The organism is Paenibacillus sp. GbtcB18, from assembly GCF_019091125.1.
GTDB classification, from domain to species: Bacteria; Bacillota; Bacilli; order Paenibacillales; family NBRC-103111; genus Paenibacillus_F; species Paenibacillus_F chitinolyticus.
The window spans coordinates 432,261-447,386 of record NZ_JAGXJX010000002.1 but is presented as its reverse complement, the minus strand read 5'-3'; the positions used below and the strand labels follow the sequence as shown (position 1 = coordinate 447,386).

General features: G+C 57.4%; 15 protein-coding genes. 14 read left to right on the top strand and 1 reads right to left on the bottom strand.

Annotated features, from left to right (window positions below; genetic code table 11):
- Positions 1-12 precede the first annotated feature (12 nt).
- The 10 genes from KVT34_RS07335 to KVT34_RS07290 all read left to right on the top strand — a co-directional run bounded on the left by KVT34_RS07335 (position 13) and on the right by KVT34_RS07290 (position 8,560).
- On the top strand, positions 13-513 hold the full coding sequence (locus KVT34_RS07335) for a YpuI family protein (protein WP_042230013.1): 501 nt from the start codon (positions 13-15) through the stop codon (positions 511-513).
- 179 nt (positions 514-692) lie between these two features.
- Positions 693-902 (top strand): DUF1540 domain-containing protein, encoded by a 210-nt coding sequence (locus KVT34_RS07330; RefSeq protein WP_016423477.1) that lies wholly within the window; start codon positions 693-695, stop codon positions 900-902.
- A 44-nt stretch (positions 903-946) separates the two neighbouring features.
- Positions 947-1,363 carry a DUF4190 domain-containing protein gene (locus tag KVT34_RS07325; RefSeq protein WP_217557931.1) on the top strand — a complete coding sequence of 139 codons (417 nt, stop codon included), beginning with the start codon at positions 947-949 and terminating at the stop codon, positions 1,361-1,363.
- 141 nt (positions 1,364-1,504) lie between these two features.
- Complete coding sequence (locus tag KVT34_RS07320; protein WP_217557930.1) at positions 1,505-2,428, top strand: ABC transporter ATP-binding protein; 924 nt, start codon at positions 1,505-1,507, stop codon at positions 2,426-2,428.
- On the top strand, positions 2,425-3,198 hold the full coding sequence (locus tag KVT34_RS07315) for an ABC transporter permease (RefSeq protein WP_217557929.1): 774 nt from the start codon (positions 2,425-2,427) through the stop codon (positions 3,196-3,198). Before KVT34_RS07320 ends, KVT34_RS07315 begins: the two co-directional genes overlap by 4 nt.
- A 123-nt stretch (positions 3,199-3,321) precedes the next feature.
- The gene (locus KVT34_RS32340; RefSeq protein ID WP_217557928.1) at positions 3,322-4,107 is read left to right on the top strand and encodes a lytic transglycosylase domain-containing protein; all 786 of its coding nucleotides are present in this window, start codon (positions 3,322-3,324) and stop codon (positions 4,105-4,107) included.
- Positions 4,108-4,336: 229 nt separating this feature from the next.
- The gene (locus KVT34_RS07305; RefSeq protein ID WP_217557927.1) at positions 4,337-5,503 is read left to right on the top strand and encodes a cysteine desulfurase family protein; all 1,167 of its coding nucleotides are present in this window, start codon (positions 4,337-4,339) and stop codon (positions 5,501-5,503) included.
- Between the two features lie 2 nt (positions 5,504-5,505).
- Positions 5,506-6,723, top strand: a complete 1,218-nt coding sequence (thiI, locus tag KVT34_RS07300; protein ID WP_217557926.1) for a tRNA uracil 4-sulfurtransferase ThiI — start codon at positions 5,506-5,508, stop codon at positions 6,721-6,723.
- A 138-nt stretch (positions 6,724-6,861) separates the two neighbouring features.
- Positions 6,862-7,533 (top strand): TerC family protein, encoded by a 672-nt coding sequence (locus KVT34_RS07295; protein ID WP_217557925.1) that lies wholly within the window; start codon positions 6,862-6,864, stop codon positions 7,531-7,533.
- A 202-nt stretch (positions 7,534-7,735) separates the two neighbouring features.
- The gene (locus tag KVT34_RS07290) at positions 7,736-8,560 is read left to right on the top strand and encodes an IucA/IucC family C-terminal-domain containing protein (RefSeq protein WP_217557924.1); all 825 of its coding nucleotides are present in this window, start codon (positions 7,736-7,738) and stop codon (positions 8,558-8,560) included.
- A gap of 308 nt (positions 8,561-8,868) precedes the next feature.
- Here the strand turns inward: KVT34_RS07290 and KVT34_RS07285 are convergent, their stop codons facing one another.
- Positions 8,869-10,077 (bottom strand): MFS transporter, encoded by a 1,209-nt coding sequence (locus KVT34_RS07285; protein ID WP_217557923.1) that lies wholly within the window; start codon positions 10,075-10,077, stop codon positions 8,869-8,871.
- A 162-nt stretch (positions 10,078-10,239) separates the two neighbouring features.
- Here KVT34_RS07285 and KVT34_RS07280 point away from each other — a divergent pair, with 162 nt between their 5' ends.
- From KVT34_RS07280 to KVT34_RS07265, 4 genes are all read left to right on the top strand, one after another.
- Positions 10,240-11,973, top strand: coding sequence for an alkaline phosphatase (locus KVT34_RS07280; RefSeq protein WP_483311429.1), 1,734 nt, complete (start codon positions 10,240-10,242; stop codon positions 11,971-11,973).
- Between the two features lie 83 nt (positions 11,974-12,056).
- Complete coding sequence (locus tag KVT34_RS07275) at positions 12,057-12,833, top strand: ABC transporter ATP-binding protein (protein WP_217557921.1); 777 nt, start codon at positions 12,057-12,059, stop codon at positions 12,831-12,833.
- Positions 12,830-14,122 (top strand): ABC transporter permease, encoded by a 1,293-nt coding sequence (locus KVT34_RS07270; RefSeq protein WP_217557919.1) that lies wholly within the window; start codon positions 12,830-12,832, stop codon positions 14,120-14,122. Before KVT34_RS07275 ends, KVT34_RS07270 begins: the two co-directional genes overlap by 4 nt.
- A gap of 80 nt (positions 14,123-14,202) precedes the next feature.
- On the top strand, positions 14,203-15,048 hold the full coding sequence (locus KVT34_RS07265) for a hypothetical protein (protein WP_254634639.1): 846 nt from the start codon (positions 14,203-14,205) through the stop codon (positions 15,046-15,048).
- Positions 15,049-15,126 lie beyond the last annotated feature (78 nt).

Genomic DNA, 15,126 nt, shown 5'->3' with positions numbered 1-15,126 from the left:
GTCATAACCGTAATGGCAATGGATAATGTTAAGAAGGCGTGCGAGACAACGAGAAAGAAACTGAAGGAAGCGGCGGACCGTATCGAGTCGTTTCTGAACACCTACTCTCTTCCGCAGTTGAATGCAGAGTCCGATCCCGAAATGGAAGATTTTTACCGCGGCTATTTGCAGGATACTCGTCACCTGCTCGTTTTTTGTGAGGTGGCTTACGAGAAGCTCGGAGTCAGCTTGCGCAGACCGACCTTTAATGTGGATTTTACCGAAAAAGTGCTGTATGAAGTGTATCACAACTGTATCAGCCCTTTCTTTTACCCGAAGAACGAGTGCTATTCCGAAGACGGCCGTTACGCGTATACCGGACAGGATGCCATTCGTTTCCGCAAAAAACCGAATCGTGAAGTACGCGATCTGACGATCGAATTGTCCAAGATTTTCGAAGAGCTCCGTGAAGAATTGTCTTACTATGAAAATGACTACATTACCCAGCGCCGTATGCAGGGCGAACGGGTTTAAAATAAGAGATACGAAGCCTCCGCGCGCGGGGGCTTTTTTGTTTGCGATCATGATGGTTTCACGATGAGGGTCATGGCTGCGGTCAGGGTTGCGATCAAGTCCGTTTGTCAGGTTGTGACAGGACTCCTTGCGGATATCCCCATAGCCTTCGTGAGACCCTATGCTTGGGGGTGATCGATATGCCAGAAGTCAAATGCGCCGTTTCGAACTGTGCCTACTGGGGACAAGGGAACAACTGCCGCGCGGATATCATTATGATCGAAGTGGACGAGCATGCGAATGCCGACCTGTCTTCCGAATTTGCCGGTGAAGAATTTGATACGCGTCATAAGGATCAGGCTGCGGACCGTGCCAATACGTGCTGTCACACGTTCAAAGAGAAGAAGTAACAGCACACTCGGAATTCCTCAACAACAAGAGGAGGTCTTCATGTATGACTCACCACAAAAATCGCAAGAAGCGGGAGCACACGCGGGAACATTCTCAAAAGCTTGACCCGGCCGAAGCGAATTCTTCTGCGGGGCAGGAGCACACCGGGCGTTCGGGCCGTGAGGAATATGCGGGCGAACTGGCCCCGGGGCTTGCGGGACGCAATGTGGAAGACGCAGGCGCCCGAAGCAGGGAGAATGCCGACTCGGATGCGTGGGTAAGCGCCCGTGCGCTCGGAATAATGGCGCTCGTGTCGTCCGTTCTTTCTTTTTTTCTGCTCCCGTTTGTACTCGGTCCCCTTGGGGCGATTCTCGGGTACATGGCGTTGGCGGACGGAAGCAGGAGAGCCGGCGGCTGGGCAATCGCGATCGGACTGATCAGTTTTTTTTCCAATTTGTTTTTCGTCCCGTTTGTGATCTAGCGAACGGCGGAAAAGGGCCTCCGGGCCCTTTTTTTATAGGGGTCATAGAAGAAATGGGGCGGACGAAATTAGACGAAACCCCTTTAAACCGTTATAATTTGCTCAGACATGCTATGCTGGATAGGATTGGAGGATAATCCAATGGAAACCGAACACGCTATGGAACTGGTAGGCGTATCGAAAACGATAGGCGGCAAACCGATTATCAAGGACTTGTCCTTTTCCGTCCGGCGGGGGGAAATTTGCGGTTTTCTGGGACCGAACGGTTCCGGTAAAACGACGACGATCCGCATGATGGTCGGCTTGATGTCTATGAGCGCGGGCGAAATCCGGATTGCGGGCTTTCCCGTAAGGACGCGTCGTTCCGAAGCGCTTGCCCATGTGGGCGCTATTGTCGAGAACCCCGAGCTGTACCCGTATATGTCGGGCCATAAAAATCTCGTCCACTTTGCCCGGATGGCGGCCGGACCCGTACCGGCGGGACGGATGGAGGAAATCGTGGAGCTGGTCGGGCTGACCGACGCGATTCACGACAAAGTCAAAACGTACTCGCTCGGCATGCGGCAGAGGCTGGGAATCGCCCAGGCGCTTCTTCACCGGCCGACGGTGCTTATTCTGGATGAGCCGACTAACGGTCTTGATCCGGGCGGCATACGGGAACTCCGCGATTATTTGCGCAATTTGGCCAAAACGGAATCGATTGCGATTCTAATCTCTTCTCACCTCCTGGCGGAGGTCGAGCTGATCTGCGACCGTGCCTTGATCATCCAGGAAGGCCGGCTTGTCGGCGAACGTATCGTTCGCGGCGGAGCGACTGCAGAGGACGAGCTGGTGCTAGTCGAATTCGAACTGAAGGGAATCGAGGCGGGAGAGCACACGGCCGGGGAATACGGGCTGCTGCGGCGCGAGAACGGGCTGTATACGGCCAATTTGTCCAAGTCGGCGATTCCTGAAATCGTGTCCCGGCTCGTCGGGCAGGGGATAGACGTGTATCAGGTGGCCATCCGCAAGCCGACGCTTGAAGACACCTTCCTCCAACTGACGAAAGGAGAGGACAGCCGATGAAATTCCTTTCGCTCGTACAAAATGAAATCATGAAAATCACAAGCAAAAAATCGACTTGGATTTTCTATATCTTTCTGCTGCTGCTCAGTCTGTTTGTCGGTCTTCCCATTAAACTGTGGATTCCCGGTTTTTCGGACGGCCACAATTATATCAGCTTTGCCGGCACCGTTTTTTTGGTCTGCTCGCTGTTTGTAACCTTGTTTGCCCTCGTTCTTGGGGCGCAGACGGTGACGGAAGAGTACAAGGACGGAACGATCAAGCAGCTGCTGATCCGCCCGGCCAGCCGGACAGCCATTCTGCTGTCAAAGTATATCGCCTGCGTAATTATGGTGCTCATCGCTTACGCGGTTCTTTTTCTGAGTTCCGTAGCGGTCGGGGCCGCATTGTTCGGGACGGCCGAGCTGCCTAACGAGCATTTTATCGTGCTGTCCAGCTCGTATTGGTATTCGCTGCCGGACATGCTCTTTATGTTCACGCTCGCCTTCTTTATCGCGACGGTATTCCGCAGCAGCGCGCTGGCGATTACGGTGGCCATTGTGATGAATCTGGCGGGTTCGGCGTTTGCCGCCCTGCAGTACAACTGGGCACGGTACCTCATCTTCAACAATACGAACTGGAAGATCTATGATCCCGATCCTCTGATCAATCAGAGTACGCCGCCTCCTTTCCCGGGAATGACCCTTGGATTTTCCCTGACGATCTATGTGCTGCATCTGGTCATTCTTCTGGGCGTCACGATCCTGGTTTTCCGGAAAAGAGACGTGGCCTGACCGGGTAATTCCGGTTATGGAGCCGGATTTTCGGCGAATTTGGCAAAAGGGTTCAAAACGGGCCGCATTGTGCCGATATAAGGTTTATAATTTGCTTAGGGGCTTACAAACGGGGATGAGAAAATGGTATCTATTGATCCGCGATTAATGAAAGAGCTTTTAAAACTGGAGATGCTGAACAAATCGACGCTGTTTTCCGGCGCCGGCGGAGGAGTGTCGGGGGCTTCCGAACCGGGCGAGGAATTCAGCTCGCTCCTTAACACGCTTCTCATGCAGCAAAGCGGCCTGTCCGCCGATCCGGCCGGGGAGAATGCACTCGGCATTCTGCCGCTGGAAGCGCTGCAGGGCACGTGGACGGGCTCGGCTGGCGCGGTTCCTGTTGCCGCCGGCACAGGCTTAAGCGTTCAGCGGCAGGCGAAGGCGCTCCGGTCCTACGAAACGGCCGCCGGAGCCGTACAAGCTTCTTTGCCCGCTTCCGCACGCGAAGCGGCTTACGACGCTTACATCGTTCAAGCAAGCGAGCGTACGGGCGTAGATCCCGCCCTGATTAAAGCGGTGATCCGCCAGGAGTCCTGCTTTAACCCGAATACGGTTTCGAGAGCGGGAGCGAAGGGGCTCATGCAACTGATGGACGGCACGGCAAACGGACTGGGCGTCACGAACGCTTTCGATCCGGAGCAGAATATCCAAGGCGGAGCGCAGTACTTGTCCTACCAGCTTAAGCGTTTCGACGGAAATGTCGGCGTCGCTCTGGCGGCCTATAACGCGGGACCCGGCCGGGTCAACAAGCTGGGTATCAAAAACGATTCCGATTTACTAGAGAAAATGCATCTGCTGCCGAACGAAACCCAGCAGTATGTGAAAAAGGTTATGAATGCCAAGGAACGGTACGACCGGGAGTTTACTTAAGTCTAAATAACGTTGGAAAGAAGCGGTTTCTCCGGCTGGAGAGGCCGCTTCTTTCTGTTTTTTTCAGAATGTCCGGCAAGGTGCGGAAGCAATCTTGGAAATGGCAATCGGCTTACGTCGAAGATAAGGCGGCTTGTGTTCGGGGTGGTTTTGCGATTTAATGAGGAATATGCACGTGACAGGCACAACCCTTAACGCGATCTTTTTCTATTAGAAAGGACAGAGATAGATGCTTTATTTGGATAACGCGGCAACAACCCAGCCTTACAAGGAAGTGGCGCAGACGGTTGCGGACGTGATGCTCCAGCATTTCGGCAATCCGTCTTCGATTCATAAATTCGGTCTGGACGCCGAGAAACTAGTGAAAAAGAGCCGCGAGGTGATTGCCTCCGCTCTTAAGGCCCGGCCGGAAGAAATTATTTTTACGTCGGGAGGGACGGAGAGCAGCAATCTGGCCATCAAAGGAGCGGCTTACCGGTACCGCAGCCGGGGCCGTCATCTGATTACAACAGCGGTCGAGCACGCTTCCGTAACGGAGGCTTTCCGTCAATTGCAGGCGGAAGGTTTTGAGGTGACGGTGCTTCCCGTAGACGAAACGGGCCAAGTCCGTCTGGAGGATGTGAAAGCGGCCGTCACCGGGGAAACCATTCTCGTCAGCATCATGCATGTGAACAACGAGATGGGGCGGATACAGCCGGTCGGGGAGATCGGCCGGTGGCTGCGCGAGAAGCAGACCGTGCTGTTTCATGTGGACGCCGTACAGGGAGTAGCTAAGCTGCCCCTTTCTCCGGACGAACTGGGCATCGACCTGATGAGCGCGTCTGCCCACAAGTTCAAAGGTCCCAAAGGAGCAGGCTTCCTCTATAAGCGGACGGGCATCGACCTCCAGGCTCAGCTTGTCGGGGGAGGCCAGGAGCAGGGAATACGCTCGGGCACCGAGAACGTGCCCTTGATAGTCGGGATGGCCAAGGCGCTTCGGATCGCCACCGATAATCTGGCGGAAGACATCCGGCGTAAGCGGGCTTTCCGCACAATTGCGGTCGAAGGGATTCTCGGGCTTCCCGAATTGACTTTGACAGGCTCCGGCGATGAGGAAGACATGGCGCCTCATATCGTTCATTTTACGTACCCGGGCATGAATTCCGAAGTTGTCGTACATGCTTTGGAGCAGCGCGGCATATATATATCAACGAAGTCGGCTTGTTCATCGGGTGAGCCGGAGCCCAGCAAAGTGCTGCTCTCCATGGGGCTGGACCGGGCGCATGCTTCAAGCGGCCTGCGGGTGAGCTGGACCGAAGAGCATTCGGAAGCGGATGCCCGCCGGTTCGTAGAAGCGCTCCGCGGCGTAATCGCCGATCTCGTCCCGGTGTCTGAGCGGACGAAAGGGGGACGCTGATCATGATGTCTCCTTTAAAGCCTGATCTGCTGCTCGTCCGTTTCGGAGAAATGATGCTGAAGGGCAAAAACCGCTCGCGCTTTGAAAAAAAGGTCGTCAGCCAGCTCCGCGGCGTTCTTGCGTCCTTTGCCCAAGTCAAGCTGGTGACCGAATACGGCCGGGTGTATATCCAGCTCTCCGATGCTTCCGCCGAAGATGTAGGCAAAGCCGTTTCGAAAGTGTTCGGTATTGAAACCTACAGCCCCGTGTACACGGCTCCATCCGACAGCGAAGCGATTCAAGCGGTGGCGGTCGCGCTTATGAAGAAAGTCGTGAAGCGTCCGCAGACGTTTAAAGTGGAAGTCAAGCGCGTGGATAAAAGCTTTCCGTTCGATACGCTGGAAATGAACCGGATCGTCGGCGGCGCCGTGCTCCGGGCTTGTCCGGAGCTCAGCGTAGATGTGCGCAGCCCCGAAACGACACTCCGGGTGGAGCTTCGGGAGAAAGGGGCGCTGCTGTTCGTGGAGACCTTCGAGGGAGCGGGCGGTTACCCGCTCGGCACGAACGGCAAAGCCGTGCTCCTGCTCTCCGGCGGGATCGACAGCCCGGTGGCGGGCTGGCAGGCGATGCGCCGGGGGCTTGAGCTCGAAGCTGTGCATTTCCACAGCTTCCCGTATACGAGCGAGCGGGCCAAGGAGAAGGTGATCGAGCTGGCCCGCAAGCTGTCCGCGTACAGCGGCGGAAGCATCAAGCTGCACCTCGTGTCTTTCACCGAGGTGCAGACGTCGATTTATGCCGCGTACAAGGACAATCTGCTCGTCACCATTCTCCGCCGCGCCATGTACCGCATCGCGGAGACGATTGCGGAGCGGGAGAAGGCGCTGGCGCTGGTGACGGGAGAAAGTCTCGGACAGGTGGCGAGCCAGACGCTGCCGAGCTTGAATGCGATCGGCCGGGCCGTATCGCTTCCTGTTCTGCAGCCTTTGATTGCGACGGACAAGAAGGAGATCATCCGCATGGCCGAGCAGATCGATACGTACACGTTATCGATTCAGCCTTATGAAGACTGCTGCACGCTGTTCCTGCCGCCGTCGCCGAGCACCAACCCGAACCTCCGGGTCATCGAGGCGATCGAAAGAGGCCTTCCGCAGCTCGATGAATGGATTCTGCGGGCTGCGCAGGAGGCGGAAACCGTCGTCGTGACTCCCGAGGATCAGTCGGAGGAGGACGCCTATTTCTGATTCCTTCTGTCGCGGACGGTAGAGGAGAAGGATCCGGGAATGTAAGGCGGCGGCCGGCTGGGGGCAGCTTTAAGCTCTGGGTCTGGGCGGCTTTGCTTTGACTGCAAGTGGAGCCTGAAGCGGAAGGGGAGAAGCGGTGTGCTCGAACAGCTGGGACTGTTTCTGCAAATCATGCTGATCAACATCGTACTCAGTGGAGACAACGCCGTCGTCATCGCGATGGCAAGCAAAAATCTGCCGGCCGCGCAGCGCAGGCAGGCCGTCTGGTGGGGAGCGTTCGGCGCGATCGCCCTGCGGCTCATTTTGACCATTATCGCCGTGGGCGTTCTGAAAATCCCCTTTATCCAGGCGGCAGGCTCGGTATTCCTGCTCTGGATTGCCGTGAAGCTGCTGATGGACAACGATGCCCATTCGTCCGTCCCGCAGGCCAGCACCCTGTCGAAGGCGGTCTGGACGATCATCGCGGCCGATTTCGTCATGAGTTTGGACAATGTGCTGGCGATTGCCGCCGCTGCCGGGAATAATCTGACCATTCTGATCCTGGGGATCGGCCTGAGCATCCCCATCATCATCTGGGGAAGCGCCGTTGTCGTGGAGCTTCTGGAAAAGATGCCGGTACTCATTTACATGGGGGCGGCCGTTCTGGGTTTTACCGCCGGAGAGATGTTCCTCAGCGATGCGAAGCTGAGCGGCTGGCTTCTCGGGGAATGGCCGCATTGGCCGGTTCCGTGGCTGGGGGCCGTTCTGGTCGTAGGCATCGGTCTCTTGAAAAAATGGCTGCTTCCGGCCAAAAGAAAAACCGTGTTCTGACACGGCATCGCAGTCCGGCCTGCTTTTCTAAGGCGTCTGCGGAGTCTGATCATTCTATCGGCCGGTCCTTTGGGGCCGGTCTTTTCATGCGGGATGCGATATGGTAAGATGGACACAATTGATAACGGTTCTCATTTTCATGAAAATAGTGAAGACAAGGCACTGCCGACCCGGCAGGCTGATTTTACAGGCGGTGAGAGAAATGCAGACGGAAAACAGTCACGTATGGACGGAAGATCCGGCAAAATTCCGGGAATTTTATGCCAAACAGTTTCGTGTCCTTCTAGGCGGAGAGAAACTCCTTGAGAATACGACCGGAGGAAGCGATTTTTTGCAGGAAGGCTTGGAGGAAATAATCGGGCATTACAAGGACGTATATAAAAGCGAACACCTTCGCGCAATCGGCGCCACTCTATCGAGCTACCTGAGCCTGATTCCGGCCGCTTTTCTTCACGCCATGTCGCACCATAACATCGCATTGCCGCTGGATCCGGCTTCAACGTCCATCCAGTATGACGGAGAATCGTTCTACCTACATCTGCAGGGAAGCCCCTCAACCTTTTTGGTGCCGGAACTTTCGCGGGAAGAGAGGCGGGCACAATTGGTCGGCAGCCTGTTCGATTTTTACATGAAGCCTGTTTTTCAGCGGCTCCGGGAACTGACCGGGATAGATAAACACTCCCAGTGGTCGTACGCGGCATTAACCCTGCAAAGAAACTATGATACTTGGATGGATAAGGCTTCCACGGAAGAACTTAAATATCTTCTCCGGGAAGACTATGAATATGTCGTCGGGGGCTCGGACCCCGTCTGGTTCGAACGTTCGGGAGTCCGGGACCGGCATCCGCTGGATCTTCCTTTCAAGCTTGTGCCCGACGTTTATAACGAAGGCAAAACGGTGCGCATGAAATACCGCTGCTGTCTGTATTACAAACTGACGGGCACCTACTGTTACACATGTCCGGCCATTACGGAAGAACATCGCTCCCGCCGAGCGGAAGAAATTATTTCGGCCCGAAGCAAGTAGACTGCGGGCAAGCCTGCTGCATTTGCATCCCGGCCGCTGAACCCGCCTCGCGCACCAAAAACCGCCGTTACTCCCGGAGTAGCGGCGGTTTTTATTTGGGCTCGAGTAATCTGGCAAGCTTGCAGCTTGCGGTGAACGTAGCGTCAGCTTGCGGTGAACGTAGCGCACATGGTGGACGGACGGCATGTGACCTCGCATCGTGGACCGGGGCCCTGCCTGCGCGGGATTGTGAGGTGTTTTGTTTTTGCGCGGCGTGCGTCCGGTGCCGGGTGTCTGGGTTAAGCTGCCTTGAGCCGCCTTGAGCTGCTTTAAGCCGCTTTAAGCTGCGCGCTTTTGCGCCGTGTCAGCAGCAGATAGACGCTGTAAATGACGATCAGCAGCACGATCAGCAGAACGGACCAGCGGTAGGCGGCCCCGTAGCTGCCGACAAGGGAAGCGAAGGCGCCGAGCAGGATCGAGCCGGTCCCGATGCCCAGATCGTTGGCGGAGTAGAACGTGCCGTTGGCCGCTCCCCTCCTGGACGGCGCCGTCCGGTCGATCGTCCACGCCAGCAGGGCCGGCTGCACGGAGCCGAACCCCGCGCCGAAGACAGCCGCGGCTGCGGCAAGCGACGAGGCGGAATGGGCGTAGGAGAGCAGCCACAGACCCGCGCCGGTAAAGAAGGCGCCCGGAAACAGCACCCACGCGGGCCCCTTGCGGTCATAGACCAGTCCCGTCAGCGGACGGGTGATCAGCAGCATCGCCGCATTGCAGACGAAGAACCAGCCGACGTTGCCGATACCGGCTTCTTTACCGAACAGGGTGAGGAAAGTGACGATTCCGCCGTAGCAGACGGCCGTACAAAACAGCAGAAGGGAAGGAAGCAGCGCCCCCGGTTCGATCAGCCCCTTGCGGAACCCGCGCCAGGAGAAGGGGCCGGAAGAGGCGAGTGTTTTTTTACGCTCCGAACGGATAAAAAGGGAGAGCAGCAAAGCCGAGAAAGCGAGGACGGTGGAGAAAATGAACAACGGGTGAAAACCGTACTCCGCGGCGATCCAGAGGCCCGTCAAGGGGGCCAAGGCCATTGCCATCGTATTGGACAATCCGTAAATGCCCATCCCTTCGCCCCGGCGCTCGGAAGGGACGATATCCGAAATCACCGTCCCGAGCGAGGTGGTGGAAATTCCCCAGCCGATTCCGTGAATAAAACGGAGCGCGAGCAGCATAGCGACAACGGCGGCTGTCGAATAACCGAGCACGGCCAGCCCGCACAGGGCGAGCCCCGCGGAAAGCACATGCCTCCTGCCGATCATGTCCAGCGCTTTGCCCGCGAACGGGCGAGTCAGCAGAGAGGCGACGGTAAAAGTGCCCATGGCAAGCCCGATCTGGGCCTGCCCTCCGCCGATGCCGGCCGCATAAAGCGGAATGGTCGGGATGAGCAGCTGAAAACTGAAAAATAAAAGCAGGTTCGAAAGGGAGGTCACCGCAAAGTCTCGGGTCCAGAGCGGTTTTTTCTTGGATTTCCGGTTCGTAGCCATCTCCGTTCTCCTGTCCTTCTGGTTACCGGTAGTATCCCCTTTTTACATCGGCTTAATAGTATCCCCTTAATTTAACAAACTTGCGCGCTTTCTTTTAACTGTCGGAAATAATAAAGCCGTACGATGAAACTTGTTGGGAACTTAAAGTCGGAGGGGATTCTTTTGAAAAAGATCATTCATCGTTCGATGATTGCCGGAACGGCAATCGCACTTCTTCCACTCACACTGGCAAGCGGCGCACTGGCCGCAGGAACAACGGCAGCAGAGAAAGAACAGAAGGCGGCATCCAAGAATGTGATCGTGCTGATCGGCGACGGAATGGGACCGGCCCAGGTGTCGGCCGGACGTACGTTTTCCAAAAATAAGCTGGGCAAAGATCATTTGGAGCTAGACTCCTACTTCGTCGGACAAGCCACTACATATGCGGACCGTGGGGAAGACGGCGGCACAATCGTTTCCGGTGAAGTGACCGACTCCGCTTCGGCGGGAACGGCTTTCGCAACGGGCAATAAAACATACAACGCCGCGATCAGCGTTTCGAACGAAGATGTGTCCAAGCCGTTCGCTTCCGTGATCGAAGCTTCCGAGCTGGCGGGCAAAGCGACGGGACTCGTCACCACCGCTCGTATCACTCACGCTACACCGGCCGTATACGCTTCTCACGTGCGCAACCGCGACAACGAGAGCGCCATCGCGTCCCAATATTTGAACGACGGAAATGTGGACGTGCTGTTCGGCGGCGGCAAGCAGTTTTTCTTGAGCAAGGAAGAGAAGGGCAAGCGGACGGACAAAACGATCATTCCGGACTTCGAAAAAGAAGGCTACAAAGTCGTGTACGACAAGCAGGGGCTGGCATCGCTGGACGGCAAAACCGGAAAAGCGCTCGGCCTGTTCGGAAACTCCCACGTGGATTATGTGCTGGACCGCACGAATACCGTCCCTAATCTCGCGGAAATGACCAGCAAAGCGATCGACATTCTTTCAGCGAATCCGAAAGGGTTTACGATGATGGTGGAAGGCGGACGCATCGACCATGCGGGACATGCGAACGATCTGCCGTCCGTCGTGCAGGAAATGCTCGATTTCGACGCGGCCGTTAAAGTGGCCATGGATTTTGCGAAAAAAGACGGCAACACATCCGTCGTCGTAACGGCGGATCACGAAACCGGCGGCCTGTCGCTTTCCCGCGACAATATTTATGAGATCAACGTGGACGCTTGGGACGACCAGCAAAAATCGTCGGAACTGATCGGCGGAGAACTTAAAAACGCCAAAACCGTCGAGGACGTAAAAGCACTCGTAGCCAAATATACCGGCCATACGGATCTGACCGACGATGAAGCGAAATTCATTCTCGCCGGAGACGGCTCTTCGTACAAGCAGGAAGGCGCATTTAACGCCGTGATGTCCAAGCGCTATCTCGTAGGCTGGTCGGGACACGGACATTCCGCTGTCGACGTGGGCGTATGGGCGTACGGTCCTATCGCCGAGAAGGTCAAAGGCCAGATCGACAACACCGAGATCGCACGCGCCGTAGCTTCCGTGGCGGGTATCGATCTGAAAGCGGCGACAGACAAGCTGCAAAGCGAATATGTGTACCCGAAATTCAAAGTGACCCGCGAAGGTGCGGTTCTTTATCCGGCCAGAGCGCTGGCTGAAACGCTGGGCGCCCAAGTGAAATGGAACGGAGATTCTCGCGAAGTCGTTCTGAGCGCGGGCGGCACCAATCTTTCCGTAAATATCGATACACAGGCAGCGGCCTTGAACGGCCAGGCAAGCGGCTTCCAAGCGAACATCGACAACAACGTGCTCTATCTTCCGCTGGAAGCATTCAACAAGCTTACGGGCAAAAACTTGACATGGGACGCGCTCTCCGAGCGGATCAAGCTGAAATAATCGGCCGGGGCGGAGCAGTGCCGGCATCATCCGACGGACAGGGGCATAAGCTCCTGTCCGTTTTCAATGGAGGCTGATACAAGATGATTAAGCTTACAGGCGTTAAAAAACAGTTCCGGCTGCCCGGCGAAGGGAAGCTCCCCATTTTATCCGTTCCGGAATGGGAGGTGGAGGAAGGTGAGCAACTTGCGTTAATCGGCCCCAGCGGGAGCGGCAAAAGTACGCTGCTCCATCTACTCTGCGGCGTACTCGCTCCGGACGAAGGGCAGATAACTGTCGACGATGTGCCTCTTCATGCCGAATCCCAGGCCCAGCGCGACCGCTTCCGTTCCGAGAAGGTCGGAATCATCTTTCAGGATTTTCACCTCATGTCCTCGCTGACGGCCAGGCAGAACGCGGAGCTGGCCCTGCCCGTGAAAATGCCTAAATCCCGCAAACGGGAACTCACAGCGGAATGGTTCGAACGCGTCGGGCTGGCCGACCGGATGAACCATCTGCCCGGTCAGCTGTCCCGCGGACAGCAGCAGAGGGTGGCGATGATCCGGGCCCTGATCCGCTGCCCGAAAATCGTGCTGGCCGATGAGCCGACGGGAAGCCTGGACCGGGAAACGGCCGAGGACGTGATGCGGCTTCTCCTTGAGCTTACCGCGTCCTCGAATGCGACGCTGCTGGTCGTAACCCATGATCTTGAGCTGGCGGCCGGTTTTCGGACGCGGACGCATATCGGGGAGCTTAACGAGTGGTACACGCCGAAGGGAGCGGTCCGTTCGGCAGGCGGGCCTGGCCGTGACTCTATTTTGCAAGGGAATATGGCTGAACCTTCGGGGACGTCCGGCTGGAAAGGGGAGAAGCTGGGATGAGTGTATTTCAGGTTATCTGGCGCAATGCGCTTCACCGTAAAACGTTATCGATCTTAACGATGATTTCGGTCGCCTTGACGGCCGCTTTGCTGCTCTTCGTGCTGATGTGGAACGAAGGCGTGGAGAAAGGCGCCGAGAAAGGATACGGTCCTTTCGAGATTACGGTGGGCGCGGAGGGGAGCAAGACCCAGCTTGCGATGAGCACCTATTATCACATCGGGGCGCCGACCGGGAATATTCCGAACGCCATATACGAGCAGGTGAAGAAAGAAGCCGAGGCGGAGGAAGTTTTCGCCATAACGACGGGAGATAATCTGAACGGGTATCCCATAGTCGGTGTAGATGCCGGGTATTTCGCCGTCCGGTACGGAGATAAACAGCTCGCGTCGGGAAGCCTGTACGCCGGGCTAGGCGAAGCGGTTATCGGCTCGCATGCCGCCCGCACGCTCGGCTTGAAAGCGGGTGATACGTTCAAGGGCGGGCACGGCCTCGTCCATTCCGCCGAAGCGGCGGGAGAGCATGCGGAGGAGCACCATGAGAAAGAGAGCGGGGAGCGTGCGGGCGCGGGCCATGAGGGCGCACAAGGCGATCACAATGAGCATGAGGGGCATGACGAGCACGACGGGCATGAAGCTTTCTCGTACAAAGTCGTCGGCATCCTGCCGCCCCTGCACTCTCCCGACGATCGTGCCGTGTTCACGACACTGGACTACGCCTGGGCGGTCCACGGGGAAGAGGCGCAGCACGACCGCGAAGTGACGGCGCTCATGGTGAAGCCGAAATCGCTTCTCGGCGCCCAAGCGCTCAAAAACAAATACGACGCAATGACGGGCCTTCAGGCCATGTATACCGGCAAGGCCGTAGCGGATGTCGTCAATGTGGTGGATAAAGGAACCCAGGTCGTGCAGATCGTTACGTACCTTTGCGTCCTTCTGGCCGCTTTGACTCTGCTGCTGTCTTTGCTGGCGGCGGCAAGCGAACGCCGCAAAGATGTCGCGCTGCTTCGCCTGATCGGCAAGCCGGGACGATACGTGTGGACGGCGCTTGTCGGCGAAGGCGTTTTTCTGACCGCGGGAGGCCTGCTTATCGGCCTTCTGCTCGGCCATAGCGCCGGAGCGGCCGGAAGCTCTCTGCTGTTTGACTTCGCGGGAATCCAGATCGATCCGTGGTCGCTTGCGCCCGGCGAGCTGCTTCTGGCGGGAGGAGCCGTTCTGCTCGGCATAGCCGCTTCGGCGATTCCGGCTTGGCAGGTTTACCGGGTGGACCCCCTGTATCTGTTCCGTTCCTGAACCGGCAGCAAGCAGCGCCGCAGACAGGCTGTCCGTAAAGGCCGGACAGCAATCCCATTCAAATATATAGGAGGAGATTCATGATGAACTATACCCGCACGGTCTTGACGATTCTCGCCGCCGCGCTCCTGACCGCCGCTTGCGGCAAAGAAGAGGCGCCGAAGCCTGCCGCGCAGTCGTTCGGCTCCGCAACCGCCGCGCAGACGCCGGCAGACGCCGCCGCATCCCCGGCCGCGGCAGCGTCTCCCGCGGGAAGCGCCGCCCCGGAGGCGACGCCCGCCCCGACCGGCGCAGGCGTCCAGCAGCCGGCTTCCGCCGATGCGGACGGAGCGGCCGCCCCGTCCGCATCGCCCGGCACGGCCCCGCGGCAGAGTCCCGCGGCGGGCGCGGCAGCCGCAAGCGGCTCCGTGCAGCCGGCAGCGGCCCCCTCCGGCGGCACGGCCGCCGGGACCGCTCCTGCGGCAAGCGCGCCGCCGCAGAAGAATGCGTCCGCCGGGACCGGCGCCGCGGACAAGACCTCGGCCGCCGCGAAGCCGTCGGCGGCCCCGGCCAAATCTTCGTCCCCCGTGCTGAAGTGGACGGAGTTCTTCGACGACGAGAAGCAGGCGACGCCGTCGAACAAATTCTGGGATCTCAACGGGAAAAGCGTAGAGATCCGGGGGTTTATGGGCGAAGTCCTGTCCTTCGACAAGCACTGGTTTCTGCTCATTCCCGCGCCCGGGGCGGAATGCCCTTTTGACAACGGGGACGAGACGTACTGGAACAAGATTATGATCGTATTCGTGCCGAAGGAGACGAAGCTGCGCTACACGTCAGGTCCCCTTAAAATCAAGGGCAGACTCGACGTGGGCATTAAAGTCGACGAGTCCGGCTACAAAACGATGTTTCGGCTCTACGACGCCTCTTTTGAATCGATAAAAGAATAGCTTGGCCGCATTTCCGCCCGAGGATTGGCTCTAGCCAGCATTTCCCGTTTGCGATAAACTGGAAATAAAAAGCGTGTC